The organism is Streptomyces sp. NPDC058001, assembly GCF_042886315.1.
Taxonomy (GTDB): Bacteria; Actinomycetota; Actinomycetes; order Streptomycetales; family Streptomycetaceae; genus Streptomyces.
Map to the genome: position 1 here is coordinate 559,555 of NZ_JBHVQT010000003.1, position 25,705 is coordinate 585,259.

The following is a 25,705-nucleotide window of genomic DNA, read 5'->3' on the forward strand; positions in this document are numbered from 1 at the left end:
ATGTCGACCTACGTACACGAGGCACTGGCACGGGCCCGCTCGGCGGAGGCCCCCGGCCCCGACCTCCCGCCCACGGAACCGGCCCGACCGTCCGGTGAGCCGGTGGCCGTCCCCGCCGCCCTGGACCGGACGCTGAGGCTGTCCCTCGCCGGACGGCGGCTGCGGCCCGTGCCGTCGGCGGGCGCGCTGCATCCGGTCGACACCTGGCTCCTGGTGGGGGCGGACGGGGGAGTGCGGCCGGGCCGGTACGCGTACGACCCCGGGCGTCACCGCCTCCACCGGGTGGGACCGGCACCCGATCCGGTGCCGCCGGGGGTGTTCGCGGTGCTCGCGGCGCGGCCCGAGCGGACCGTGTCCCACTACCGGCACCGGGCATGGCCGCTCGTGCTGCTGGACGTGGGTCACGCCGTGGCCGCGCTCGCCCTGACAGCGCGCCACCCCGTGTGTCTGTCGTCAGCCGTCCTACGGACCACCGCGGTGCCCGCACCACCCGGCACTGGCCTGCCGCTCGCCGTCGTACGGCTCACCTCCCATGGGGAGTTGGAGCCCTGGTGCACATCCGAGACGCCGGAACCGGCCATGACCATCCCCGCCGACGCGCATCCCGACCTGGTCGAGGCGTATCGGGTGCTCGGTGCGATCTCCGCCGCCGGGGCGACCGAACGCCGCTGGTTCACCCCGCGTACCGGAGCCGTCCCCGATTCCCTGCTGCTCGGGCGACGGAGCGCCGAACCCTCCGTGCTCGGGCGCTCCCGACGACCGGGCGCCGAGGCGCTGGCGCGGGTGCTTGCCGTCGCCGAGTCCGCGATGTCCGACGACGGCCCGCACTGGTGTCTCGCTGTGGGGGCGCCCGAGCCTGGGCTACTGGGCGCGAAGGACGGGAAGCCGACCGTGCTCGCCACCGGCGACGTCCTGCCCACCCTCGCCGAGTGGGCGGCGCGCCAGGGCTGGATCGGGGGCGCCGGAGCCGTACTGATCGCGTACGGCTGCCCCTCCGATGCCGGACCCGCCCGCATCGGTCGCGACCACCTCCTCGCCGGATACGGCGTGGGGCACGCCCAACTCACCGCGTCCGCACTGGGGTTGGCGTCCCGGCCCGTCGGTTCCTGGCAGGGCGCCGACCTCGGAGCCGCGCTCGGCGGGCCCCCGGGCCGCGACTGGATCGTGCACGGACTGGCACTCGGCACACCGACAACGGATGCACTCGGCACACCGACAGCAGACCCACTCGGTACGCCGACGACAAACGCACGTGGTACGCCGACGACCCGCGCGCCCGGCATGCCGACGACACAGGGAGAACCGACCTCATGATGCTCCACCCCGAGCTGCTGCGCGCGGCCCGGACCGCCCGCCGCCCCCTGCTCGGGGCCACCGCGCTGCTCGCCGCCGTCGCCGCGACACATCTCGCGCAGGCCGTCCTCCTCGCCGTCGCCCTCGCCCGGATCGCGTCCGGCGACACCGCCGGACTGCCCGCCGTGCTCGCCGGCGTCGTCGCTGCCGTCCTGGTCCGCGCCCTGCTCGGGAGGTGGCAGCGACGGGTCGCGGTGGGGGCCGGATCGGCGGTACGGGTCGCCCTGCGCGACGAGTTGCTGATCCGACTCGGGCGGAGCGGACCCGCCCGGCGGGCCGACACCCGGGCCGGAGCCGTGCGTGCCACGCTGGTGGACGGTGTCGAAGGTGTGGACGCTTACGTGTCGCGCTATCTGCCCCAGTTCCTCATCACATGCTCCGTGCCCGTGGTGCCGCTGGTCGCCGTCGGGTGGATCGAGCCCTGGGCGCTCGCGGCCCTCGTCCCCGCCCTCGTCCTCGCCCTGTGCGCACCCCGCTGGTGGGACCGGCTCCTCGAACGGCGCGGGCAGCAGCACTGGGGCGCGTACGAGGCGCTGTCCGCCGACTACTTGGAGGCCCTTCAGGGCATGCCCGCGCTACGGTCCGCCGGGGCCGTCGGGCGGACCAGGGCACGCCTCGCGGAGCGGTCGGGCGCACTGCACCGGGCGACCGTCGCGAAACTGCGGGTGTCGCTCGTGGACACCGGCATCACCGACCTCGCCGTCCAGGGCGGCACGGTGGCGGCCGTCCTCGTCGCGTGCGCGTCCGCCGCGTCGGGAAGCACCACCGCGACCGGCACGTACCTCGTCCTCATGCTGGCGTCCGAGTGCTTCCGACCCGTACGTGACCTCTCACGTGAGTGGCATTCCGGCTATCTGGGTGTCTCGGCGGCCGACGGCATCGCGGAACTGCGGACGGACGAGGGCGGAGTGCCCGACGACGGAGACCTTGCCGTGAACTGGCCGAGCCCGCCCGAAGTGCGGTTCCAGGACGTCGACTTCAGCTATCCGGGTGCGGGAAGGGCCGCGCTCGACAAGGTCACCTTCACGGCCCCGGCCGGGCGGACCACGGCTGTCGTCGGACCGTCGGGCGCGGGCAAGTCAACGCTGCTCCGCCTGCTGCTGCGGTACGCGGACCCGGATGGGGGACGCGTCCTCGTGGACGGCGAGGAGACCACCTCGTACACCCTCGACTCACTCCGCAGGGGGATCGCCGTGGTCTCCCAGGAGACGTACCTCTTCCACGCCTCCGTCGCCGACAATCTGCGGCTCGCCCGCCCGGACGCCACCGATGACGCGCTGTGCGCGGCGAGCCGCGCCGCCGGAATTCACGACGAGATCCTGCGGCTGGACGACGGCTACGCGACCGTGATCGGCGAGCGCGGCTCCACGCTCTCCGGCGGGCAGCGTCAACGGCTCGCGCTGGCAAGGGCGTTGCTCGCGGACACACCGGTGCTGATTCTCGACGAGGCGACCAACGCGGTCGACGAGCGCCGGGAGGCCGTGATCGTACGGGAGTTGCTGCGGGCGGCCCACGGCCGGACCTGCCTGGTCGTCGCCCACCGACTGGCATCCGTGCGGCACGCGGACCGGATCGTCGTCCTCGACGGCGGACGCGTAGAGGCCGTCGGGGACCACGCCGGGCTGCTGGCCGGCGGCGGCGTGTACGCCCGACTGGTGAAGGCGGGACAGGCGGCATGAACACCACCTCGAACACGACCCCCGGGACGACGCGGCAGGCGGCGAAGTCCGCCAGGGCGACGGCCACCGGATCGCCCGAACGGGGCGCTCTGCGTGCCCTGTTGCCGGTTCTCGGCGCGCACAAGGGCATGACCCTGCGCACCTTCCTCGCGGCACTCGCCGGACACACCGCCCTGGTCGCCCTCGTGACCCTGGCCGCGTACGCCGTCGGCGACTCCGTACGCCACCGCACACCCCCGGACCCCGGCACGCTCACCGTCCTTGTCGCCCTCGTACTCCTGCGCGCGGTCGCCACCTGGTGGGAGATGGACCTCTCGCACGACCTCGCCTACCGGGTCCTCGCCGAGCTGCGCGTCCGCGTCTTCGACGGCCTGGCACGCTCGGCGCCCGCCCGGGTCGCGGGACGGCGCAGCGGCGACCTCGCTTCGGCGGCCCTCGGCGATGTGGAGGCGCTGGAGTTCTTCTACGCCCACGCCGTCGCCCAACTCGTCGCGTCCGGTGTGGTGTTCGGCGGCGGCACGGTGGTGCTCGCGGCGGTCGAGCCGTGGCTGCTCATCGCCGTACTGCCCGTGGCGGCCCTCCTGGTTCTCGCGCCGCTGCTGGACGGGCGGGGGCGGGCGGCACGCGGGGCCCGGACCCGTCAGGCCGCCGCGGATCTGTCGGCGCAGGCGGTCGAGAGCGTCGACGGGCTGCCCGAACTGCTCGCGTTCGGCGGTCTGGACAGGCGGCGTGAGCGTCTGCGTGCGGACGGCCGCGCGCTCGGCGACGCCCAGCGCGCCGAACAGTCCTGGGAGGCCGACGCCGCCGCCGTCCGTGACCTCCTCGTCGTCGCGGCGGTCGTGGGCGTCGTGGCCGTCGCCGCGCACACCGTCCACGGAGCCTGGGCCCCCGCCACGATGGCCCTGGCCCTGGGCGCCCTCGCCCCGGTCGCCGAATCGGCCGCCGCGCTGGGGCAGGCGGGTGGCCTGCGCGCGGCGGCGGCCAGGGTCGGCGCGGCGGTACGGGCCCCGGCCGGTGCTCCCGATCCCAGGACGCCCCGGCCCGTACCGGAGGGGCCGCTCGGGGTACGCCTGCGCGGCGTGCGGTTCGACTACGGCGGGGCGCCCGTGCTCGACGGGCTCGACCTGTGGGTGCGCCCCGGTGAGACCGTCGCCCTGGTGGGCGCGTCGGGCGCCGGCAAGTCCACCTGCGCCCATCTGCTCGCCCGCTTCTGGGACCCACGCTCGGGACACGTCGAACTCGTCGCGGAGAACGGCGAGATGGTGGACCTGCGCAACCTCCCGGAACCCGTGCTGCGGCGAACCGTCGCCGTGGTCGGCCAGGAGGCGCCCCTGTTCCACGGCACCCTCGCGGACAACCTCCGGCTGGCGGCCCCCGACGCCACGGACACCGCACTGCGCGCCGTCGCGAAGGCGACCGGGGTCGACCGCATCGCGGACGGACTTCCCGACGGATACGCGCAGGTGGTCGGAGAGCGGGGCGCCACCCTCTCCGGCGGCCAGCGCGCCCGCGTCGCCCTGGCCAGGGCCCTGCTCACTCAGCCACGCGTGCTGGTCCTCGACGAGACGACCGGACACCTGGACGGCGTCGGTGACGCGGAGATCCTCGCCGCGCTACCGCACTGTACGACCGTGCTGATCGCCCACCGCGCGGCAACCGTCCGACGGGCGGACCGGATCGCGGTCCTGGAGTCGGGCCGGGTCGCGGAGGAGGGCACCTGGGCCGAACTCGCCGCGCGGGAAGGGGCGTTCAGAAGGGTGCTGACGGCGGAGTGAGCGATCGGACCGCCGGAGCACTCGCCGGCACCCACCCGACGTGGCAGAGCCCGGCCCCCGATGTCACCGCGTGCCGACGGTCCAGGTCAGTGAGCTGGTCGCCGCCTTGCGCGCAGCCGGGTCGCGCAGAGCGGGCGTGACATCGACGGCCTCCGCCTTCACCGTGTGAGTACGGCCTCGAAGCGCCAGGACGCCGAGCTGAAGAGGTGTCACCAACCGCTGGCCTCGGGCCGATCGCACCTCACGCCCGTCCACGTACCAGCGCAGCCGCACCTCTGCCAGGCCGTGGTCGTCGAGGGAGGCGAGCCGGACGCGGAGGGGTGTGTACCAGCGCACAGGAGCGTCGGTGGACACCCCGCTGCTCAGGACGCCGGCGTAACGGTAGAAACCGGCGATCATGCTTTCCCGGCCCACCAGATTGAACGTGTCGCTGGCGAGGGTGCGCATGATCGACGTGTCCGTGGGCCGATAGAGACCCAACGGGTAGTACCCGCTGCCTTCGTAGGTGTCGACGGTGCCGCCCGCCGGGTCCTGCTCACCCATCCAGCGCCACCACTTCGCCTGGTGCTCGTGCTGGTAGGCCGCGTCGTGGATCGAGGCGTTGGACTCATCGGACTCGGGACCGGTGTAGCGGCCGTAGGAGTCGTACGTGTACTCGTCGGCGAGATGCCCGATGGAGTGGCCGAGTTCATGGGCGCCGATCAGCGTGGACTGCGCGTTGTCGGCGGACATGGTGGCGATGCCGTCGTACCCGACGGTGTTGGGGACGTCGCTGTAGCCGGCACCCCCGTACTTCGTACTGTTGGCCAGCACGAAGACGATGTCCGCGGCCGGTGCCTGGGCGGCATAGGTGCTGACCTTGTCGGTGTCGAGACACAGCAGACGCTCTGTGTCGGCGCACCAGAAGTAGGAGGACAGGGCCGTGTCCTTCACCGTGTTCCGCGTGGGATCGCCGGAGACGCCCGATTCGCGGGAGACCACGTCCACAGTCCAGATGTTGAACAGCCCCCGGTAGCTCTTGTAGGGCTCGATCTGGAAGACGGCCTCGATCTTGGCCTGGGCGTCCGCCTGGAAGTCGCCCTGTTGGGCCGCGGTGTAGCCGTCGCCCATCACCACCAGGTCGAGACGGTCGTCGGTGGGTCCGGAGTCCTGGAGTGCGGACACGGGGGCGAGTTCGGGGTTCTGTGGTGCGGACCTGCCGGATTTCCTGAGCCGTTCGGGCGCGGTCGCGGGGACCTCGGTGTAGCGGCCTTCGGAGTGCGGGCCGGGGAAGTACTCGACGGACAGGGATCTGGTGTCGGATGCCGGTCCGGTTCCGTCTCCCGCCGCGCCGGCCGGAGTGCTGAGGGCGGTGGCGCCGACGCACAGCAGGGCGCAGACGATGCCCGCGGCGCGGGGACGTATTCGCACGGAATTCCTCCTGGGGAGAGGGATGGTGGGGCCGGTGACGTGGATGTCCGGGGGCTCGCATGGCGTGGCGGGCTCGCGGGGAGCCGTCCAGCCTTGTTAAATCCCCCGTTAACCCCACTTGGATTGGCGCTTAAGTTAGGATCGGCCGAGCCGCCCGCGCAAGGACTTGACCGGGCCGGAGTGGTTACCATCGCGTAACGCGTCCTGCGGGTAAGGGAGTTCACGGGAGAGGCTCCTGGGAGTACTCCGCGCGGGGCGGGCTCCGGGCGATGAGCGCAGGGGAGTGGGGACGGTGACCGACGAGCGCGCCGTACGGCAGGCCGAGGAACAGGGCCCGGAGGAAGACAGCGCGGACATCCGCGAGGCCATCGGCCGACGCGTCCACCGGCTGCGTACGGAACGGGAATTGACGCAGCGTCAGCTAGCCGAACCCGCCTACACGGCCGCGTACATCTCCACCCTCGAAGCCGGCAAGGTACAGCCGTCGGAAAAGGCCCTGCGGCACATCGCCGAGCGCCTGGGCAGCAGCTACGAGGAACTGGTCACAGGGCGGCCCGCCCACCTCGCCACCGACCTGCGACTACGGCTCACCGAGGCACAGCGCACACTCACCACCCATGACCCCGACGACGCGGCGGAGCGCTACACCGCCATCCTCCGCGACGCCGAACACCACGGCCTGCACAGCGAGCACGCCGCCGCGCTCGTCGGCCTCGGCCACTGCGCCCTGGAGACCGGAGACCTCGACCGGGCCCGGGAGCACTTCGAAGCGGCCGAATCCGTCCTCGTCGCGGCCGGAGCGCCCCTCCCGCAGCGCGTGGCGGCCATCCGCGGCCGGTCGGTCACCCATCTGCTCGCGGGTGAACTCCGGTACGCCTGCTACCTGGTGGAGAAGACGCTCGACGAACTCAACTCCTCCGGACTGCACGACCCGGAAGCGCTCGTGCTGCTCTACACCGCCGCCATCGCGCCCTACATGGACCTCGGAGCGCACGCCCGCGCCGCGCAGGCCGCCGAACTCGCCCTCGCGCTCGCCCCGCAGGTCTCCGACCCCGAGCTGATCGCCCGCATGCACCGAGGTGTCGCACGGACCCTGATCGCCGAGGGCAAGGTCGCCGAGGCGGAGGAGTCGCTCGCCAAGGCCGCCGCGTACTACCAGCAGCTCCAGCTCCGTACCGAACTCGCCCAGTGCCACTGGATGCGCGGCTATGTGCACGCCCAGGACGGCGACCTCGAACGCGCCGAGTCCGAACTGCGCACCGCCCACGCCGGACTCGTCTCGCAGCGCGCCGCACTCTACGCCAGCCAGGTCGGTGTCGAACTCGCCGATGTGCTCCGCCGCAGAGGCAAGACCGGCGAAGCCGAAGCACTGCTACGGGAGTTGGTGGACCAGCTCCATTCGGAACGGGGTGCCGTGCACGCGGCCGGGGCCCACCGGCTCCTCGGGATGATCGCCGAACAGGACCACGGCGACGACCTCGACACGGCCGAGGAGCACTACACCATCGCACTCGCCCTGCTGGAGACCGCGGGCGCCACCGGTGACCTCGCCGACATCTGCCGACTGCTCGGCGACCTGCTGCGCCGCACGGGCCGGGTGGAAGCCGCGCTCGACGCCTACCGCACGGGCCTCGGTCACCGCGCGGCACCGGGCACCACCACCCTGGGCCCCGCACCGGCCCGCCCGCCCCACTGGCACCGGGGAGCCTCGCCGGAATCTACACTTCTGTAGAAGACCTTTCCGTGGCGCAACGGCTCAACAGGGCTGCCCGGCAACCCTGTTGAGCCTTGTCGTGCGCCGCACCGAAAAGCCTTCGTGGCGCGTCACGCCGCCGTCGAGTGTGGAGTTACGAGGGAGCAGGATGACGGACCGTACGGCCCCGGACACAGCCCCGGCGCCGACCGCCCGGCAGGCACTTGCGCGGCGCTGCCACGCCCTGACGGAGAAGCGCTGGTTCGCCGTCGCCGTGTTCATTCTGATCATCGCCAACGCGGTGCTGCTCGGCGTCGAGACCTACACCGGCCTCGTCGAGGACTGGCACCGGTGGCTGCGGCTCGCCGAGCACGCCTGTCTGGCCGCGTTCACCGTCGAGTTGCTTGTCCGGGCCGCCGCACACGCCGACCGGCCGCGCGACTTCTTCCGCGACCCGTGGAATCTCTTCGACCTCGCGGTCGTCCTGTCCGCCTTCCTGCCCGTGATCCGCGAGAACGGCACGATCCTGCGGCTGCTGCGTCTCGCCCGGGTGCTGCGCGCCGCCCGGTTTCTGCCCCAACTCCGCGTCGTCATGGTGGCGGTGGGCCGCAGCCTGCCCGGCACGGTCAGCTTCCTGCTCGTCGGCGCGCTGCTCCTCTATCTGTACGCCATGGTCGGCTGGGTCTTCTTCGCCGGCCACGACCCCGAGCACTTCGGCTCCATCGGCCGCGCGGTTCTGACCCTCTTCCTGCTCATGACCCTGGACGGTCTCGGCGACGCGGTCCGCGCCGGCCTGGAGATCTCCCGCTGGAGCATCGTCTACTACGCCTCCTACGTCCTCCTCGCCTCCTTCGTCCTGGTCAACGTCCTCATCGGCGTCGTCATCACCTCCCTTGACGAAGCGCGGGAGATGGAGCGGGACGAGGAGGCGGCCCGCCCGGTCGGGGGTGAATCCGTGCCGGGTGACCCGCAGGTGCTGCGGGAGCGTATCGCCGTGGCCCGCCGCGCCCTGGACGACCTGGAGAGCACCCTCGCGTACGCGTCCGTATCGCCTCCGGCCCCCGCGACTCGCACCGACCACCTGGCACACGTGAGTCAGGCGCCACCACCGCGGCATGCGGGTCAGGGGAACGCGGGCCCGGCTTGATCCGTGAGACGCGCCCGGACGTGTTCAGACGACGTGCCTAGACGTGGTCGTGGGTGCCGCCGGTGTGGGCGAGGGCGCTGGGGGTGCGGCAGCCGACGATCGCTGGTGCCTCCTGGACGAGCGTGTCGTCGGTGAGCGCCTCCACCATGAACAGTGCGAAGTCCACTCGGCGTGTCAGGTCGCTGGCCAGCACCGGATCGCCCACGTGCCGGCTCCATACCGGCAGGCCCTGACTCTCGCCCTCCTCCAGGCTGCTGCCGCGCACGACGGTCCACCGGGTGTCACTGGCGAACACCCGGCGGCACGCCTCCACTTGGTCGTCGATCTCGGCGGCGCGGACGAGCTTGCCCAGTACGGTGGCGAGCCGCAGGCCCGTGGTGAACAGCCGTGAGTACCGGTCCTTGCCGTCGCGCGTGATGTGCCAGCCGCAGGAGAAGATCAGGCGAGCGCCCGGCCGTGCGTGGTCCAGCACCGGTTGTGCCGTGCCCGACGCGTACTGCCGCACCCCCCAGGGCACCAGCACCGTGAGCACCCCGTCGCACCCGTCCACCGCCCGTCGGATCACGTCCGGGTCGTTCGTGGGTCCGGGGATGACGGTGATGCGGCCGTCGAACGCGGCCAGTTTCGGCACGCTGCGCTCCCGGCACACGCCGACCACCTCGTAGCCACGGTCCAGCGCGTGCCGCACCATGTACTGCCCGAGCTTCCCCGAAGCTCCGATGATGCAGACCTTCTTCATGTGACCCGTGCCCATGGCGCAGCCCTTTCGCCGAAGTGTCGACCTTATGCCGTAAGGCAAACTTATGCTGTAAGGCAAGCTAGCCTTATGCTGTAAGCCAGTCAACAGGGGTCGAAAGTCAACAGGAGGAAAGGGGAGACGGATGCCCGAGGAGGGCAAGGGCCGGCGTCGGCCGTCGGCGCGCACGCCGCTCACTCGCGAGCGCGTGATCCGCATGGCGGTGTCCGTGGCGGACGAGAAGGGCTCGGCAGCGCTCAGCATGCGGGCCATCGCCGATCCGCTCGGTGTCGAGGCGATGTCGCTCTACCACCATGTCGCCGGCAAGGAGGACATCCTCGACGGCATGGTGGACGAGGTGTTCAGCGAGATCGACCTGCCACCGCGCGACACGGACTGGAAGAGCGCCGTACGCCACCGCACGGAATCCGCCCGTGCCGTACTCCGGCGCCATCCGTGGGCCGTGGGCCTGATGGACTCCCGCAGCAGGCCCGGCCCCGCGACCCTGCGCCACCACGACGCCGTCATCGGGGTACTGCGCGCCGGAGGGTTCTCCGTCGCGATGGCCGCACACGCCTTCTCACTGATCGACAGCTACCTGTACGGCTTCGTGATCCAGGAACTGAGCCTGCCGTTCAGCGGCCCGGCGGAGGTGGACGAGGTCGCGGAGGCCATCCTGCGGGAGATGCCCGCCGGCGCCTACCCCCACCTCACCGAACTCGCCACCGAACACGCCCTCAAGCCCGGCTACGACTACGCCGACGAATTCCCCTTCGGCCTCACCCTCATCCTCGACGCCCTACGCCCGGACGAGGTCGCGGGCACCTGACGGGTCATCCGGTGGACTCGGCCGACTTGATGGGCTGCTGGAGTCTGGTGACGATCAGTTCGGCGAAGGACGTCGCGGCCTTGCACGGGTCTCCCGGAGCGTCTGGCTCGACCCGCACCAGCGCCGAACGGAACGAATGCTCACGATCCAGGGTGACATCGAGCGTGCAGGACTTCTTGTCGGAGTGCCGGACCGCCGGGTATCCGGCCACCTTGATCTGCCGCGCCCCCGCCTTCTTGGCGGTCTCCGACCGTACCTTGGCAGGGAGATCGATGAACCAGCCCAAGATTCGGTCGGGTGGGACCTGCCAGTAGCAGGCGGGCGATGTCCCCTCGTGAAAGGTGAGTTGGCGGGGTTCGCCCGTGACGCCGTACGCGGCCATCTCGTCGCTGCCGAGCAGATTGCAGGGTGCGGTGGCGTAGGTCTCCAGGGCCTCGGCTACCTGTGCGGGCTCGGCGGAAGGTGCAGCGGGTTTGTCGGCGGTCGTCGAGGGTGAGGACGACGTACAGCCGAGTACCAGGAAGAGCGGAAACAGCAGTGACAGCAGGAACAGGTGCGGCATCGACGCCAAGAGCGCGCCGCTGAAACGACGTTCGCCACGGTGGGGGGACATGGGCACGCACGATAGTCACTCCGTACGGGGACGGGTCCCGGGAGCGGCGGCGGACACCCCGACCGGGTGTCGGTTCGCACGTATGTCGGGGCGGCAGTCCCGCCACGGGGAACCTTCCCAGGTCGCGGTGCGTCCAGAGGGAACATGGGAGAGCGCGAAAGAGCCGTCGGAAAAGTCGGAGCCGTCGGCTGTCTGGTGGGGGTCGTCGCCGTCGGTGTCGGACTGACCGTCTGGTACCACGGGGCCCGTCCCGGGCTCTACGGCGCCTTCGAAGGGGAGCGCGACTGGAGCCTGCTGTACGCGGGACTGCCGCTCATGCTCCTCGGCATACCGGCACTCACGTTCGTGGTCTGGGCACTGACCTCGGCAGCACTGCGCGGCAGGGCCGCCACCGGTACGCGCGTCGCCGCGGCGGTGGGGACAGCCGTCGCCACCCTGATCGCACTGGCGTGGGGCGGCCATGAGTGGCTGGCGGTCTGGGGGGACGGCGCCACGGACGGCCCGATCTGAGCTACCGAACCGTCGTCCCCCTCTCGCTCGATGGACCCTCACCAGGCCCCGGCGGAGACGACCCCGACTACGCAACCACCGTCACCGGATGACGCACCACCGCGTCGAAGAGATACCCCTGTGCGTTCGGCGCGGTGTGCGACGGCTGGGTCCGACCGCCGGTGTCCGTGGCGCGGGCCAGGAGTGTGGTGGGGCCGGGTGTCGTGGGGTGCCAGTCGGTGGACCAGCGGGACCAGGCGGAGGCACGGGGCCGGTCATGGAGATCGGCATGGCGCCATGTCGTGCCGCCGTCGGTGCTCACCTCGACCCGGCGGATCCCACCGCCGCCCGACCAGGATCGGCCGGTGAGTCGGTGCCGCCTACCCACCGCGAAATCGGCTCCGGCGGCCACCTCGAAGGCACTCTTGACGGTCTGCCCGGCGAGCGGGGCACTGCCGCCCTCCGGATGACCTGGCCCGAACAGCCGGTAGAAGTCCGTGTTCCACGGTGAGTAGAGCGGCTCCGCGGAGACCTCGACGTCGCCGACCCACTTGATGTTCGCGATGCCGACCCAGGACGGCACGAGTACGCGTACGGGATGCCCGTGGTCGTAGGGCAGCGGCTCGCCGTTCATCTCGTACGCGAGGACGACGTCATCGAGCGCTTTGGCGAGCGGCAGGGGGCGGCGCACATGGCCGAGGTCGGTGCCGTTGGACACCCAGGTGTCGTCCAGGCCGCGCGGTTGGAGGTCGACGGCGTGCCGGGTCAGTCCGGCGAGCCGGAGAACGTGGGACAGCGGGACGCCGCGCCAGCGGGCGCTGCCGATCGCGCCGAGGGTCCACGCGGTGCCGGTGGCGGGATCGCCCTGCTGGCTGGTGAAGTAGCTGCGGCCGTTGCCCGCGCACTCGATGAACGCGTCGACCGTCACGGACGGCATTCGCCGCAGGTCGCGGTAGCCGAACTCGACGGCCCGCTCGACACCCGGCGCGCCGCGCAGCCCGCTGCCCCACACCTTCAGGCTCCAGTCGTCCGCGTCCAGCACCGGCGTGGACGTGTGGTTGCGGACGAAGAACCGGTCGATCGGCGTGTGGTAGCCGGTGCCGTGCAGGGCGGGCCAGTTGGTCTCCGCATTGGTGCCACGGATCGTGAACAGCTCGGGAGGCACCGGTTTGACGATGCCGGGTGCGGGGGATGGGGGTGCGGGTGTGTCGGCGACGGCTCGGGCGGGCTGTGCGACGGCCGGCTGTGCGGCGGTGAACGTCGTGAGTACCCCGGCCGCGGCGGCCAGCCGTAACAGATCGCGGCGCGACACCCCCTCGGCTCGGGCCTCACCGCCCAGCCACTGCCGCAGTCGACGCCGGTCGTACGCGGACTCGTTGATACGCATCAGGATCTGCTCCTTGAAGACGACGAGGCGTGCGGAGGAGTGAGAAGGAAGAGGGCGAGGTCGGGCGCAGGGTCGTACCCGAGCGGTACAGCGGAACCGACCGCGCTACCGGCCGGGTCGGCCGGAAGGGACCGGGCCGGGGCCGGAGTCAGGGATCAACAACAACAGCCGTGCGGCAGCAGGCGGCACACGGCGAGGCAACGGTTGTCGGCGATCACGGAACGAGCGTAGGACCCGGCGGGGGTTCCCGTCACGCGTTTGCGCACCCACCGGGCCCGTGGTGCGGGCGAACCTTCGGGCTTGTCCTCAAACGCCGGACGGGCTGGATGGGGGTGCTCGTTCGGGGGTGCGGGGATCGGTGGGTGCGGGACGGGGTGGATGCGGCGGTGCGGGATGGGGGTGCCCGTTCGGAAGGGTGGGGATCGGTCGGCGTGAATGGAGTCGCCCGTCCGGCGGAGTTGGCATCGGGAAACGCCGGACGGGCTGGATCGCTTCGCCGTCCGGCGTTTCTGATGGGGCTCAGCTCGTCGGCCGGAAAGACCTCAGCCGCAGTGAGTTGCCCACCACGAAGACCGACGAGAAGGCCATGGCCGCGCCGGCGATCATCGGGTTGAGGAGGCCGGCCGCCGCCAGGGGGAGGGCGGCCACGTTGTACCCGAAGGCCCAGAACAGGTTGGACTTGATGGTGCCGAGCGTCCTGCGGGAGAGCCGGATGGCGTCCGCCGCGACGCGCAGGTCCCCGCGGACCAGCGTGAGGTCGCCCGCCTCGATGGCGGCGTCGGTTCCGGTCCCCATCGCGAGCCCCAGGTCGGCCTGGGCGAGTGCGGCGGCGTCGTTGACCCCGTCACCCACCATGGCCACCGAACGTCCCTCGCCCTGAAGGCGCTTGACGACGTCGACCTTGTCCTGCGGCATCACCTCGGCGATGACATGGTCGGCGTCGATGCCGACCTCGCGGGCGACGGACTCGGCGACAGCCTTGTTGTCCCCGGTGAGCAGGATCGGCGTCAGACCCAGCGCCTTGAGCCGGGTGATCGCTTCGGCGCTGGTGTCCTTGACGGCGTCCGCGACCTCCAGGACGGCACGGGCCTCACCGTCCCAGGCGACCGCCACCGCGGTCCGACCGGCCTCCTCCGCACGGGACTTGGCCTCCTCCAGCTCGGCGGGCAGGGCCATCGACCACTCTGTGAGAAGCCGGGTCCGGCCGACGAGCACGGCGTGCCCCTCGACGATGCCCTGCACACCGAGTCCCGGCACATTGGTGAAGTCCTCGGGCGTGGGCAGCGATCCCACGGCGGCCACCGCTCCGTCCGCCACGGCCCGCGCGATCGGGTGCTCCGAGGAGTGCTCCAGCGCACCGGCAAGGCGCAGGACGTCGGCCTCTTCGGCGTTGCCCGCCGTGTGCACCTTCAACAGGGTCATCCGGCCGGTGGTGACGGTGCCCGTCTTGTCCAGGACGATCGTGTCGACCTTGCGGGTCGACTCCAGTACCTCGGGGCCCTTGATCAGGATGCCGAGCTGTGCGCCACGTCCCGTACCGACCATGAGGGCGGTCGGCGTCGCCAGACCGAGTGCGCACGGGCAGGCGATGATCAGGACGGCGACGGCGGCGGTGAACGCGGCGGTCATGCCCGCGCCGTTGCCGAGCCAGAAGCCGAGGGTGCCCAGGGCGAGCGCGATGACGACGGGGACGAACACGCCCGAGATCCGGTCGGCGAGACGCTGCGCGGCGGCCTTCCCGTTCTGGGCGTCCTCGACCAGCTTCGCCATCCGGGCGAGCTGTGTGTCGGCGCCGATACGGGTGGCCTCCACGACGAGTCGGCCGCCCGCGTTGAGCGTGGCACCGGTGACCGTGTCCCCGGTCGACACCTCCACCGGCACGGACTCGCCGGTCAGCATGGAGGCGTCCACGGCCGACGAGCCCTCGACCACGGTGCCGTCGGTGGCGATCTTCTCGCCGGGGCGGACCACGAAGCGGTCGCCGACCTTCAGGTCCTCGGTACGGATCAGCTCCTCGCGGCCACCGCGGACCACGGTGACCTCCTTGGCGCCCAGGTTGAGCAGCGCCTTGAGCGCGGCGCCGGCCTTGCGCTTGGAACGGGCCTCGAAGTACCGCCCGGCGAGGATGAACGCGGTGACACCGGCCGCCGCTTCGAGGTAGATGTTCCCGGCACCGTCACCACGCGCGATGGTCAGCTCGAACGGGTGGGTCATACCGGGCGTGCCCGCGGTACCGAAGAACAGGGCCCACAAGGACCAGAGGAACGCGGCCGTCGTACCGACCGAGATCAGCGTGTCCATGGTCGCGGCGCCGTGCCGGGCATTGGTGAACGCCGCCTTGTGGAAGGGCCAGGCGGCATACGTGACCACGGGCGCGGTCAAGGTGAGCGAGAGCCACTGCCAGTACTCGAACTGGAGGGCCGGGGCCATGGCCATCGCGATGACGGGCACCGCGAGCGCGACGGCGGTGAACAGCCGCTGGCGCAGAGGCCGCAGCTCGTCGTCCGCCCGTACGTCGTCATCGCCGCCGTCTTCGGACCGGGCATCCCGCGAGGCCGGCTTCTCGGCGGTGTACCCCGTCGCCTCGACGGTGGAGATCAGATCGCCCACGGACACGCCTTCGGCGAAGGACACCTTGGCCTTCTCGGTGGCGTAGTTGACGGTCGCGGTGACGCCGTCCATCCGGTTGAGCTTCTTCTCGATACGGGCCGCGCAGGAGGCGCAGGTCATGCCGCCGATGGCGAGTTCTACCTCGGCCGATGCGGACGTGCGGGTGGTCATGGCTGCTCCTCGTAACGAAGGACCCGTAAGGACGGACTCGTAGGGACGGGCTTGTAGGGATGGGCCTGTAGATATGTGCGGGTAAGGGGGCCGCCGGGTCCGGACTTCATGGGCGGGGCCGCCGTGGTCCGGGCCCGGCGGGGGTTCGTCAGGCTCGGCCGGTGACCGCGTACCCGGCGTCGTCGACGACATCCGCGATCTGCGTGTCGTCGAGCGCGGCGGCGCTGACGACGGTGACGGTGCCGGCCGAGAGGTCGACATCGACCGTGCTGACGCCGTCCAGGTCGCCGATCACCTTGGTGAGCGTCGACCGGCAATGGTCGCAGGTCATGCCGGACACGGCGTACACACTCGTCACGCCCACGCCCACGGCCTCGACTGTCTGCTCAGCGGAGCCGGACGAGCAGCTGTGGTCGGGGGTGCAGCAGGACGAGGTCATGGTTCCTCCAGGTGGAGAGGTCGAGTCGGTGACGAGAGCGGCCAGATACCCACTGGGAGTATCCCAGCCGCACTTCAGGTATACCTACTGGGGGTATCGAAAGCAAGTGGATCCGCAGTTTGACTTTATACCCCCTAGGGGTAATCTGAACTGCGTGAAGGGCTCCCTTGCGAGCCATAGCCGGGTGACTCCGAGAGGGACGATCATGAACAATGCCGTGAAGATCACCGCATTCGCCGCGGCGGTCGCCGCGACCTTCGGTACCGCGTACGCGGTGGGCAAGGGCGTCGACCCCGTGGTCACGGACACGCCCGCCCGTCATGGCGACCACGAGGCGGCGCCCAACGCGTCGGCGGGGGAGGGAGGGCACGGGGCGATGCCGCCGGGCGGCCTTCAGGTGTCCGAGGGCGGCTACACCCTTGACCTCAGGACGCCCCGGATCGAGGCCGGACGGGCCGCCGATCTGCGGTTCGTCATCGAGGGGGCGGACGGTCGTGCCGTGACGGCGTTCCAGCGCTCCCACGACAAGGAACTCCACCTGATCGTCGCCTCACGCGACCTGAACACCTTCCGTCATGTGCACCCCACGCGCGCCGCGGACGGCACTTGGTCGGTGCCGGTCACCCTGCCCGAGGCCGGCGGCTACCGTGTCTTCGCCGACTTCACCCCCGACAAGAAGAACGCGGAGAACCTCACCCTCGGCGCCGACCTGGCCGCCTCCGGTGACTTCCGGCCCCAGGGGCTCCCGCCCGCGAGCGCAACGTCCGAGGTCGACGGATACACGGTGAGCCTCGACGGCACCCTGAAGCCGGGCGCCGCGAGCGAACTCAAGCTGAACGTCACCAAGGACGGCAAGCCCGTCACCAACCTCGACCCCTACCTCGGCGCCTACGGCCACCTGGTCGCCCTGCGCTCAGGAGACCTCGCCTACCTCCACGTCCACCCCAACGGCGAACCCGGCGACGGCACCACACGCCCCGGCCCCGCGATCTCCTTCACGGCGACCGCCCCCAGCTTGGGAACCTACCGGCTGTTCCTCGACTTCCAGCACAACGGCACGGTGCGCACGGCGGCCTTCACGGTCCACGCGGGTCAGTCGGCCACGCCGACCCCAGACGAGACCCCGGCGGAGAAGCCCGAGGGGGGCGACGACGGTCACCAGCACTGAGACGACGGACGCCGGCATCGATGCGACAGGTGCGGCCGATGCGACAGGTACGGCCGGTGCGATGATCGTGACCATGTCCCGATCACCCCTGTCGGCCCCCTGGCCGGCCCACCTGACCACGCCCCGGCTGCTGCTGCGCCCCGTGGAGGCGCAAGACGTGCCCGTGATCTCCCGGCTGTGGACGGACCCCGAGGTCCGCCGCCATCTCGGAGGTCCCGTGGGCGCGGCCGAGGTCGCCGCCCGTGAGCGGCTGTGCGTGGGCCTCCTGGGCGTGTTCGCCGTGGTGCGGTACGAGGGTGAGGAAAAGGGGGAGGGAGAGGGCGCGGCCGTGATGGGTCTGGTGTCTGTCGAAACCGACACCCGCCGGGGTAGCCGCGCCGAGGTCTCCTATCAACTGCTGCCGGAGTTCTGGGGGTTGGGGTACGCGGGCGAAGCCGTGGCACGCGCGGTGACCTGGGTGCTCGATCACGTGAGTGTCGGACCGCCGTCCGTCGTAGCCATGACGCAGGAGGCGAACACCCGGTCGCGGCGGCTCCTGGAGCGGATCGGGATGCGTGCCGTCGACACCTTCGTCGAGTTCGACGCGCCGCAGGTGATGTACTCCGTCGACCGGACGGCGCTGCGCGCCCCGGAATGACGGCTCGGGAGACGTCGGTGTACGCCGGTCAGGGCCTGGACGCCGCGTAGAACGGCATCGAGTCCAGGTCGGTGATCTCGACGTTCTTGCCCGTGCGCGGGGCGTGGATCGCCTTGCCGTTGCCGACGTACATACCGTTGTGCTGGGTGCTGTTGTACCAGTAGATGATGTCGCCGGGTTGCAGATCCGCGCGGGCGACCTTGCGGCCCGCGTCGTACTGCTGCTGGACCGTGCGGGGCAGGGAGACATCCGCCGCGCGCCAGGCGGCGCCGGTGAGACCGGAGCAGTCGAAGGAGTCGGGCCCGGTGGAACCCCACTCGTAGGGCTTGCCGAGCTGGGCGTACGCGAAGTCCAGTGCGGCCTTGGCACGTCCGCTCGCCGGGCCGTTGTACGAGGCGGCCTTGTCACTGCTGCCCGTCGCGGCGTCCTCGCGGTCCTGGGCGGCCTCCATCGTGGCGCGTTGCTCGGCGGTGAGACTGTTGAGGAGCTTGCGGGCCTTGGCGAGTTTGCCCTGCACCTCGTCCTTCTTCTCGCCGGCCTTGTCCCGTGTCTCCTGAAGGGATTCGAGCTTCTTGGCGACACTCGCCCGCTCCTGGGCCAACTCCCGCTGAGTGCGCTGGAGTTCGCGCAGAGCCTGCGCCTGACGGTCGCCGGCGCGGTCCAGGGTCTGGGCCTTGTCGAGGTAGTCGTCCGGGTCGCCCGAGAGGAAGAGCTGCACGCTCGGGTCGAGACCGCCCGAGCGGTACTGCTCCGCCGCCAACGGGCCGGTGAGGGCCCGGAGTTCATTGATCTCCTGCTGCTTGCGGGCCAGCCGGTCGCGGGCGAGGTCGGCCTCCTTGCGGAGCTTCTTCTCCTTCCCGCGGATGCTGTTGTACTCCTCGGTGGGGGCCTCGGCCTCCTCGTACAACTTCTCCACCTGTTTGCGCACCTCGTCCACCGAAGGGTTGGGCGCGGCCTGGCTCTGCGTCGGCAGCAGGCTGACCGTGCCCGCGGCTATCCCGAGGGTCGTGAGCCGGGCGCGGCCGGGCGGCTTGGGCCGACGGTGCGTTCCCATCGTGGAGGACTCCTCTGTGCGGTGGCGGATCCGACCAGTGCCGGATCCGACCGGTGGCAGATCCGCCCGGCGGCGGACCGGTCGGCCGAAGACGTGCGAAGCTTGAACCGCTAGTGAACTTAGTAGATTCGTATTTCGAGGCGCAAGGCGGGTCCGGGATCACGTGAAGAGGGAGGGTGCCGCGCTCAGGTCAGGCCGGCTCAGGTCAGGCCGGGCGGGCACATCAACAGCAGCGGCAGCAACAGCACGCCGGTCGTCGTCGAAGCGACGGTCAGGCCGAGCGCCGGGTGCGGGGTGCGGCGGGGACCGAGGATACGGCGGAGTCGGATCAGGACCGTTTCGCCGCCCGCCGCGAAGGCGCCCTTCGGCGCACGGGCCGCCGCCATCTCGTACATCGCCGTGACCAGCGCCTCGTGCGAGTGGCTCCGCAGGGCACGGTCGTCGGCGATCATCTCCAGGAGCAGCGCGGTCTGTTCGCGGGCGTGCCGCGCCAGCGGAACCCGCCGGAACACCGAGTGGAACGCCTCCACCGCCGCCAGTACCAGATGGTGCCGCCCGGCGATGTGCGCCGCCTCGTGCTCAAGGACCGCGTCGAGTTGGCGCGCGGTCAGCCGCCGTACCGCCGCGTCACTGACCACGATGCGGGGCCGCCGGCCGGGCAGACAGTACGCGGCGGGCACGTCGTACGGCACGACGGTCGCCCTCAGTCCGGGGGAGTGCCGGCCGACCAGGTCGAGAGCTTCCCGCTGCCGTGTCCGCGCCCGGTGGGCGCGGACGAGATGGAAGGCGAAACCCGCGAGCAGCGTCAGGCCGACCGATGCGGGAAGGGCGACGGCGAGGCGGTGGGCCGTGCCCGGGTCGGGGTGGGTCACGCCCACGTCCAGGCCGCAGGAGTGCAACACCCCCATCACTCCCGCGTGCAGATGCTCCGTCGGCATCGCCAGATTGGAGAGGGTGAGCGCGACCCCGAGGGAGAACGCCACGGCGAGCGTGTGCCACACCGCGAGGGCCAGGACAGGGGCGCGATACGGCCATGAGCTGCGCAGCATCAGGTAGGGGGCGAGACCTCCCACGGCCGCCGTGTAGGCGAGCAGGATCGGGGCCGCGTTCACGACTCGTCCCGTCGACCCACGTTCCGCAGGGCCTCGCGCAGTGCGGCCACCTCGTCCTCGGACATGTTCTCCACGAAGTGGAACAGTGCCGCCGGCCGGTCCTGGCTGGCGCCGAGGCCGTCCTCCATCAGCGCGGCGGCGTACGCCTCCCGACTGCGGACCGGCGTGTACAGCCAGGCACGCCCTTGCTTGCTCCGCACCAGCCACCCCTTGGAATGCAGGATGGTGGTGACCGTCATCACGGTGGTGTACGCGACCGGCCGGGTTTTGTTGATGTCGTCGACGACCTCACGGACCGTCGCGGGGCGGTTCCATGTCCACAGGCGGTCCATGATCTCCGCCTCCAGATCCCCCAGCCGCCGCATGCCCCGATATCCTTCCGCTCGCCGATTCGCCAGGCTCTCGCCAGATGCGCAGGCCCATGCTAGGCGGCCCCGGCGCGCGGGTGACCGGCGCAGTCGGGAAGTCATACCCCTGGCAGGTATCATCCATCGCGTGTACTCCGGAACCACCCGAGACGGCGGGGCCATTTTCGCCCTGCCCGGCGGCCACACCGTGACGCGGCGAGCGGCCCGCGCCGCGCGCCGGTCGCCGGTGCGCCTGCTCGGACTCCTGGTGTGCACTCTCCTGCTGGGCCTGGTCGGCATGCACGGGCTCGGACCGGTCCCCGCGACCGCCGTCACCGGCCACGACACGACGGTCACCGCCACACACGCCGGGCTCAAGGCGTCGACGCCGGACGCGTGCGACCACGAATCCGGAGGCTGCGGCGGGCATGCCGCGCACGCGGACCCGACCTGCGCCTCGGCATCCGTCGCGGGGCCGCCGATGCTCGCCCCCGCGCTGCTGCCCGACGTGATCCACGGCGTCGGCACACCGGGCGCCCGCCCCTGCGCACGCGCCGACGGCCCCGACGGCGGCAGGGCACCACCCTCACTCGCCGAACTCCAACTCCTGCGGATCTAGAGCGACCCACGCGACGCCCACCGACTCGACGGTGCGGCAGCGGCACGCCCTTTCACAGATTCGACAGACAGATCTGAACGGACAGATCTCAACGGACAGATCCGGCAGATCCGACAGCAGGAGTTCCACCGTGACATCACAGCGCACTCTCGTCCGCCGTACATCCCTCGCCGTGGCCGCCGGAGCGGCCACCGTCGTGCTCGCCGCCTGTAGTGGCGGCGGCGGACACGACATGGGGTCCATGGGATCCAGCGCCACCCCCTCCGCGACGGCCTCCGCCACGGCATCCGCCAAGGCGGGCGCCCACAACGCCGCCGACGTGTCCTTCGCGCAGGAGATGATCCAGCACCACCGTCAGGCCGTGGACATGGCCGACCTGGCCGACGGCCGAGCCGAGTCGAAGGAGGTCAAGGACCTCGCCGTGAAGATCAAGGGAGCGCAGGACCCGGAGATCAGGACCATGTCCGGCTGGCTCACCTCGTGGGGCGAGCAGGTCCCCGAGGACATGTCCGGGATGGGCCATGACATGTCGTCGTCCATGCCCGGCATGATGAGCGACGCCGACATGGACGCGCTGAAGAAGGCGTCCGGCGCCGAGTTCGACAAGCAGTTCCTCACCCTGATGGTCAAGCATCACGAGGGCGCCCTGGAGATGGCGAAGACCGAGCAGAGCAAGGGCGAGTACGGCCCGGCGATCCGGCTCGCGGACGACGTCGTGAAGGCCCAGGCGGCGGAGATCGAGCAGATGAACAAGCTCCTTGGCGCCAACTGACCGGCATGGTCTGAGCGGCAGGAACTGAGAAGTGAGCGGCGTGGCAGCGGGGTCGCCTCCGCCCCGGCCACGCCGCTCACCGATGCTTCACGGCCGGCTCGGGACTACGGACCACGGACACGGATTACGGATTACGGCCCATGGCTTACGGCTTGCGCCCCACCGCCGCGTACATCGCCACATGGCTGTCGTCGACCGACGCCTGCTCTTCCGTGGGTCGCCAGTGGTGCGCCTGGGTCAGTCCCGGTTCGACCAGTTCCAGACCGTCGAAGAAGGCGGCGACCTGGGTGCGGTCGCGCGCGATCATCCGGATGCCCCGGCTCTCGTACTCGCCGACCATCTTCCGCGCGGCCTCCTGGGGTGCAAAGTCGGAGGTGCCGGTGGAGATGGCCAGGAAGCTGCCGGAGGGCAGCGGGTCGAGGAGGCGCCGGACCAGGGCATAGCCGTCGGGAATCGGGATGAAGTGCAGCATCGCGATGATCATCAGGCCGACGGGCTGCTTGAGATCGAGCAGTTCCTGGAACGCCTCGGACTCCAGGATCGCGTCCGGGTCGCGCATGTCCGCGTCGACATAGCCGGTACGACCCTCGGGTGAACTCTTCAACAGGGCCTGCGCGTACGTGAGCACGATGGGGTCGTTGTCCACGTAGACGACGGACGCGTCCGGCTGTTCACGCTGGGCGACCTCGTGCAGATTCGGCGACGTCGGCAGTCCCGTACCGATGTCGAGGAACTGACGGATCCCCGCGTCGCGGGCCAGATATCGCGTCACGCGGTGCATGAACAAACGGTTCTGACGCATGGTCACGGGCAGCGAGGGTAACGCGGCCACCATCGCGGCGGCGGCCTCGGCGTCCACCGGGTAGTTGTCCTTGCCGCCGAGGATGTAGTCGTAGACGCGCGCCGGATGCGCACGGCGCGTATCGATCCGACTTGCCGCGCTGGCCCCATGTCCCAGGCCGCAACTCCCCTTGTCTCGCGGATGGTTCAGGAGTCTAGGGACTTGACCGACCGTTGACCCGGGACTCGCCGGAGCGACGGCCGATCGCGGTGGAGCGACGCCGGATCACAACTGCCGTAGCCGGTCGTCGAGTTGTTCGGTGAGGTCGCTGATCCACGCGGTCGGTTCGGGGCTTGTCGGGGTGACCCAGACCTGGGTGATGCCGAGCTTGGCGTAGCCGTCCAGGGCTGTGAGGAATCCGTCGACGTCGGCCAAGGGGTCGCCGCCGGCCCAGACGATGGTTTTCTCGATGCCGTCCGGATCGCGACCCTCGGTCTCGCAATGGCCACGCAGGACGTCGAGCTTGTGGGCGATCTCGGCCGGGTCGGAGGCGAAGAGGTTGCACGCGTCGGCGTAGCGGGCGACGAGCCGGAGGGTCTTGCGCTCACCCATCCCGCCGATGAGGACGCGCGGTGACGGCCGCTGGATGGGGCGGGGCAGACAGATCGCCTCGGCCAGTTGGTAGTACCGGCCCTCGTACGGACCGTCGTCGTTGCTCCACATCTGCAGGCAGATCTGAAGGGCCTCTTCGAGCCGCTCGTACCGCTCGGAGACCGGGGGATAGGGAACACCGAGACCGTGGTGCTCCCGCTCGTACCAGGCCGCTCCGATGCCGAGCATCGCCCGCCCGCCGGACAGTACGTCGAGCGTCGTCACGATCTTGGCGAGGAGGCCCGGGTGCCGGTAGGTGACGCCGGTGACCAGGGTGCCCAGTGTCATCCGCTCGGTGACGGCGGCCAGATAACCGAGCGTGGTGTAGCCCTCCAGCATCGGCTGCCGGGGGCCTTCCAACTGCTCCATCTGGAAGTAGTGGTCCATCACGGTGAACGCCGAGCAGCCGCCTTCCTCGGCGGCGCGCGCGGACGCGGCGAGGGTCGGCGCGATGGAAGGGGTGCCGCCGGGGAGCGTGAAGGACGGGAAATGGATCGCGAGCTTCATCAGGTCGCACCTTCTGAATCGAATGAAGTGAATGAGTCGAACGAGGGATCTCCTGCCGTCGCGCTCACGTTCTCCCGCGAGGGCACGGTCGGCAAACCCGAGGACACCTGTTCCCGCCACCCGCCCCGCGCCCCCCGCCACCGAGGAGGGGGCCACGGCGAGTCATCGGGAGACCGGCTGATCCGGGCACCTGAGGGCCGGAAGATCGACTGGGATAGTAGCCATGGAGATAATATCTATGTACGGTAATTCGTATGAGTGAGGCACTGGAGGGGGCGACCCCCGGATATCTGGTCTGGCGGCTGTCGATCAAGTGGCGTGTCGCCGTGGACCGCGCGCTCGCGCCCCTCGGCCTGACCCATGCCCAGTACGTCCTTCTGTCGTCGCTGTTCGGTATGCGACGCGCCGGGCTGTACCCCAGTCAGCGTGAACTGGCCGACCATACCGGCCTCGAAGCGCTGTACGTGTCCAAGCTGGCCCGCGCCCTGGAGAACGACGGCCTCGTCGAGCGCACCCGTGACCCGGCGGACAGCCGCGCCATCCGGCTCGCCCTCACCGAGCGCGGGGACACGGCCGTACGCCCCGCACTGGCGGTGGTCCAGGCGCTGGTGGATCAGCTCCTGGATCCCCTCGGCGGGCAGGACGACCCGCGGACCGCGACATTCGTCCACGACCTCACGACCCTCCTGAACGCCCCGCTCGCCCCCTCGCCCCAGGAGGCCAGCGCCTAGCGGCGACGACCATCCCGGGCTGGACAGTCCGCGCCAGACCGGACAGTTCGTGCCGGGCGGGACGTCCACCCTGGATCACACCACCGCCCTCTGCGGAAACCGCACGCATGAGAGGAACTCCGTCATGCCCGAGATTCCCGTACTCGACTCGACCCTCCACTACGAGGACTCCGGGAGCGGAACCGCCTTCGTGTTCCTGCACGGCAACCCCGGCTCCTCGCATCTGTGGCGGAACGTGCTGCCCCATACCGGCCCCGGGCGGCTGCTCGCACCCGACCTCATCGGCATGGGCCGCTCCGGCAAACCCGACATCCCGTACCTCTTCGCCGACCACGCCCGCTACCTCGACGCCTGGTTCGACGCCCTCGGCCTGGACCGTGTCGTCCTGGTCGGACACGACTGGGGCGGGGCGCTCGCCTTCGACTGGGTGGCCCGGCACCCCGAGCGGGTCCTCGGTGTCGCCTTCCTGGAGAGCATCGTCAAGCCGCTGTCCTGGGACGACCTCACGCCCCAGGCACGCCAACGCTCCGAGACGATCCGCACCCCCGGCACCGGTGAGGGACTGGTCCTCGATCAGAACCTCTTCGTCCGCCAGGCGTTCACCGGAGGCGTCCTCACCCCGGTCCGGGACGAGGACCTGGCGACCTACCTCGCTCCCTACCCCACCCCCGAAAGCCGGCGTCCCGTTCTCGCCTGGGCCCGGCAGATGCCGCTCGGCGGTGAACCGGCCGAACTGGTCGCCCGTATCGAGGCGTACGACACCTGGCTCGCGACCAGCCCTGAGGTGCCGAAACTCCTCATGACCTTCGAGGGTTCACCCACCTTGCTCATCGGCGAGGCCATGGCCGACTGGTGTGCGACGAACATCGCCGCCCTGGAGACAGTTCCCTGCGGTCCGGCGGGTCACCACGCCCCGGAAGACCGCCCGAAGGAAATCGGCACGGCCGTCGCCGCCTGGGCCGACCGGCAGGGGCTGCGATAGCGCCGCGTACGGT

General features: G+C 70.8%; 24 protein-coding genes. 13 read left to right on the forward strand and 11 right to left on the reverse strand.

Translation table 11 applies throughout. The annotated features are described in order from the left end of the window. Genes ACFVT5_RS09250 through ACFVT5_RS09260 form a run of 3 tightly spaced genes read left to right on the forward strand, consistent with a single transcriptional unit; the run spans position 1 to position 4,807 of the window. A complete protein-coding gene (locus ACFVT5_RS09250) occupies positions 1 to 1,314 on the forward strand; it encodes a hypothetical protein (RefSeq protein WP_389883297.1) in 1,314 nt (437 codons plus the stop codon). Next, positions 1,311 to 3,032 (forward strand): ABC transporter ATP-binding protein/permease, encoded by a 1,722-nt coding sequence (locus ACFVT5_RS09255; protein WP_389883300.1) that lies wholly within the window; start codon positions 1,311 to 1,313, stop codon positions 3,030 to 3,032. The genes ACFVT5_RS09250 and ACFVT5_RS09255 overlap by 4 nt, the downstream gene beginning before the upstream one ends. Continuing rightward, positions 3,029 to 4,807 carry an ABC transporter ATP-binding protein gene (locus ACFVT5_RS09260; protein ID WP_389883303.1) on the forward strand — a complete coding sequence of 593 codons (1,779 nt, stop codon included), beginning with the start codon at positions 3,029 to 3,031 and terminating at the stop codon, positions 4,805 to 4,807. The genes ACFVT5_RS09255 and ACFVT5_RS09260 overlap by 4 nt, the downstream gene beginning before the upstream one ends. A 63-nt stretch (positions 4,808 to 4,870) precedes the next feature. Here the strand turns inward: ACFVT5_RS09260 and ACFVT5_RS09265 are convergent, their stop codons facing one another. After that, positions 4,871 to 6,217, reverse strand: coding sequence for a M64 family metallopeptidase (locus ACFVT5_RS09265; RefSeq protein WP_389883306.1), 1,347 nt, complete (start codon positions 6,215 to 6,217; stop codon positions 4,871 to 4,873). A 355-nt stretch (positions 6,218 to 6,572) separates the two neighbouring features. Between ACFVT5_RS09265 and ACFVT5_RS09270 the strand changes: the two genes are divergently transcribed. Beyond that, a complete protein-coding gene (locus ACFVT5_RS09270) occupies positions 6,573 to 7,949 on the forward strand; it encodes a tetratricopeptide repeat protein (protein WP_389883623.1) in 1,377 nt (458 codons plus the stop codon). A 130-nt stretch (positions 7,950 to 8,079) separates the two neighbouring features. Beyond that, positions 8,080 to 9,057: an ion transporter gene (locus tag ACFVT5_RS09275; protein WP_389883308.1), complete on the forward strand. Its 978-nt coding sequence runs from the start codon at positions 8,080 to 8,082 to the stop codon at positions 9,055 to 9,057. 37 nt (positions 9,058 to 9,094) lie between these two features. On the opposite strand, the gene ACFVT5_RS09280 is transcribed toward ACFVT5_RS09275, so the two are convergent. Further along, positions 9,095 to 9,811 (reverse strand): NAD(P)-dependent oxidoreductase, encoded by a 717-nt coding sequence (locus ACFVT5_RS09280; protein ID WP_389883311.1) that lies wholly within the window; start codon positions 9,809 to 9,811, stop codon positions 9,095 to 9,097. A gap of 127 nt (positions 9,812 to 9,938) precedes the next feature. Between ACFVT5_RS09280 and ACFVT5_RS09285 the strand changes: the two genes are divergently transcribed. Then, the gene (locus ACFVT5_RS09285) at positions 9,939 to 10,622 is read left to right on the forward strand and encodes a TetR/AcrR family transcriptional regulator (RefSeq protein WP_389883313.1); all 684 of its coding nucleotides are present in this window, start codon (positions 9,939 to 9,941) and stop codon (positions 10,620 to 10,622) included. Positions 10,623 to 10,626: 4 nt separating this feature from the next. Here the strand turns inward: ACFVT5_RS09285 and ACFVT5_RS09290 are convergent, their stop codons facing one another. After that, the gene (locus ACFVT5_RS09290; protein ID WP_389883316.1) at positions 10,627 to 11,235 is read right to left on the reverse strand and encodes a DUF3558 domain-containing protein; all 609 of its coding nucleotides are present in this window, start codon (positions 11,233 to 11,235) and stop codon (positions 10,627 to 10,629) included. Positions 11,236 to 11,379: 144 nt separating this feature from the next. Between ACFVT5_RS09290 and ACFVT5_RS09295 the strand changes: the two genes are divergently transcribed. Further along, positions 11,380 to 11,745, forward strand: coding sequence for a hypothetical protein (locus ACFVT5_RS09295; protein WP_389883319.1), 366 nt, complete (start codon positions 11,380 to 11,382; stop codon positions 11,743 to 11,745). 67 nt (positions 11,746 to 11,812) lie between these two features. Here the strand turns inward: ACFVT5_RS09295 and ACFVT5_RS09300 are convergent, their stop codons facing one another. The 3 genes from ACFVT5_RS09300 to ACFVT5_RS09310 all read right to left on the reverse strand — a co-directional run bounded on the left by ACFVT5_RS09300 (position 11,813) and on the right by ACFVT5_RS09310 (position 16,331). Further along, positions 11,813 to 13,111: a sulfite oxidase gene (locus tag ACFVT5_RS09300; RefSeq protein ID WP_389883321.1), complete on the reverse strand. Its 1,299-nt coding sequence runs from the start codon at positions 13,109 to 13,111 to the stop codon at positions 11,813 to 11,815. A gap of 519 nt (positions 13,112 to 13,630) precedes the next feature. Continuing rightward, positions 13,631 to 15,892 carry a heavy metal translocating P-type ATPase gene (locus ACFVT5_RS09305; RefSeq protein ID WP_389883323.1) on the reverse strand — a complete coding sequence of 754 codons (2,262 nt, stop codon included), beginning with the start codon at positions 15,890 to 15,892 and terminating at the stop codon, positions 13,631 to 13,633. 148 nt (positions 15,893 to 16,040) lie between these two features. After that, positions 16,041 to 16,331 (reverse strand): heavy-metal-associated domain-containing protein, encoded by a 291-nt coding sequence (locus ACFVT5_RS09310; protein ID WP_389883326.1) that lies wholly within the window; start codon positions 16,329 to 16,331, stop codon positions 16,041 to 16,043. A gap of 205 nt (positions 16,332 to 16,536) precedes the next feature. On the opposite strand from ACFVT5_RS09310, the gene ACFVT5_RS09315 reads away from it, so the two are divergent. Both ACFVT5_RS09315 and ACFVT5_RS09320 read left to right on the forward strand, forming a co-directional pair. Beyond that, positions 16,537 to 17,499: a hypothetical protein gene (locus ACFVT5_RS09315; RefSeq protein ID WP_389883329.1), complete on the forward strand. Its 963-nt coding sequence runs from the start codon at positions 16,537 to 16,539 to the stop codon at positions 17,497 to 17,499. Between the two features lie 73 nt (positions 17,500 to 17,572). Next, a complete protein-coding gene (locus ACFVT5_RS09320; RefSeq protein ID WP_389883332.1) occupies positions 17,573 to 18,136 on the forward strand; it encodes a GNAT family N-acetyltransferase in 564 nt (187 codons plus the stop codon). A gap of 28 nt (positions 18,137 to 18,164) precedes the next feature. On the opposite strand, the gene ACFVT5_RS09325 is transcribed toward ACFVT5_RS09320, so the two are convergent. The 3 genes from ACFVT5_RS09325 to ACFVT5_RS09335 form a co-directional block, all read right to left on the reverse strand. After that, positions 18,165 to 19,190 (reverse strand): NlpC/P60 family protein, encoded by a 1,026-nt coding sequence (locus ACFVT5_RS09325; RefSeq protein ID WP_389883335.1) that lies wholly within the window; start codon positions 19,188 to 19,190, stop codon positions 18,165 to 18,167. Positions 19,191 to 19,390: 200 nt separating this feature from the next. Next, positions 19,391 to 20,302 (reverse strand): M56 family metallopeptidase, encoded by a 912-nt coding sequence (locus ACFVT5_RS09330; protein WP_389883338.1) that lies wholly within the window; start codon positions 20,300 to 20,302, stop codon positions 19,391 to 19,393. Then, on the reverse strand, positions 20,299 to 20,667 hold the full coding sequence (locus tag ACFVT5_RS09335; protein ID WP_389883341.1) for a BlaI/MecI/CopY family transcriptional regulator: 369 nt from the start codon (positions 20,665 to 20,667) through the stop codon (positions 20,299 to 20,301). The genes ACFVT5_RS09330 and ACFVT5_RS09335 overlap by 4 nt, the downstream gene beginning before the upstream one ends. 130 nt (positions 20,668 to 20,797) lie before the next feature. Here ACFVT5_RS09335 and ACFVT5_RS09340 point away from each other — a divergent pair, with 130 nt between their 5' ends. Both ACFVT5_RS09340 and ACFVT5_RS09345 read left to right on the forward strand, forming a co-directional pair. Beyond that, positions 20,798 to 21,268 (forward strand): DUF6153 family protein, encoded by a 471-nt coding sequence (locus tag ACFVT5_RS09340; protein WP_389883343.1) that lies wholly within the window; start codon positions 20,798 to 20,800, stop codon positions 21,266 to 21,268. Positions 21,269 to 21,398: 130 nt separating this feature from the next. Then, complete coding sequence (locus ACFVT5_RS09345) at positions 21,399 to 22,040, forward strand: DUF305 domain-containing protein (protein WP_389883346.1); 642 nt, start codon at positions 21,399 to 21,401, stop codon at positions 22,038 to 22,040. Between the two features lie 145 nt (positions 22,041 to 22,185). Here the strand turns inward: ACFVT5_RS09345 and ACFVT5_RS09350 are convergent, their stop codons facing one another. Continuing rightward, positions 22,186 to 22,998, reverse strand: a complete 813-nt coding sequence (locus ACFVT5_RS09350; protein WP_389883626.1) for an SAM-dependent methyltransferase — start codon at positions 22,996 to 22,998, stop codon at positions 22,186 to 22,188. A gap of 108 nt (positions 22,999 to 23,106) precedes the next feature. Then, a complete protein-coding gene (locus tag ACFVT5_RS09355; RefSeq protein ID WP_389883349.1) occupies positions 23,107 to 23,979 on the reverse strand; it encodes an LLM class F420-dependent oxidoreductase in 873 nt (290 codons plus the stop codon). 254 nt (positions 23,980 to 24,233) lie between these two features. On the opposite strand from ACFVT5_RS09355, the gene ACFVT5_RS09360 reads away from it, so the two are divergent. Both ACFVT5_RS09360 and ACFVT5_RS09365 read left to right on the forward strand, forming a co-directional pair. Continuing rightward, positions 24,234 to 24,710: a MarR family winged helix-turn-helix transcriptional regulator gene (locus ACFVT5_RS09360; RefSeq protein ID WP_389883352.1), complete on the forward strand. Its 477-nt coding sequence runs from the start codon at positions 24,234 to 24,236 to the stop codon at positions 24,708 to 24,710. Positions 24,711 to 24,834: 124 nt separating this feature from the next. Continuing rightward, positions 24,835 to 25,692 carry a haloalkane dehalogenase gene (locus ACFVT5_RS09365; protein ID WP_389883355.1) on the forward strand — a complete coding sequence of 286 codons (858 nt, stop codon included), beginning with the start codon at positions 24,835 to 24,837 and terminating at the stop codon, positions 25,690 to 25,692. The last annotated feature ends 13 nt before the right edge of the window (positions 25,693 to 25,705 follow it).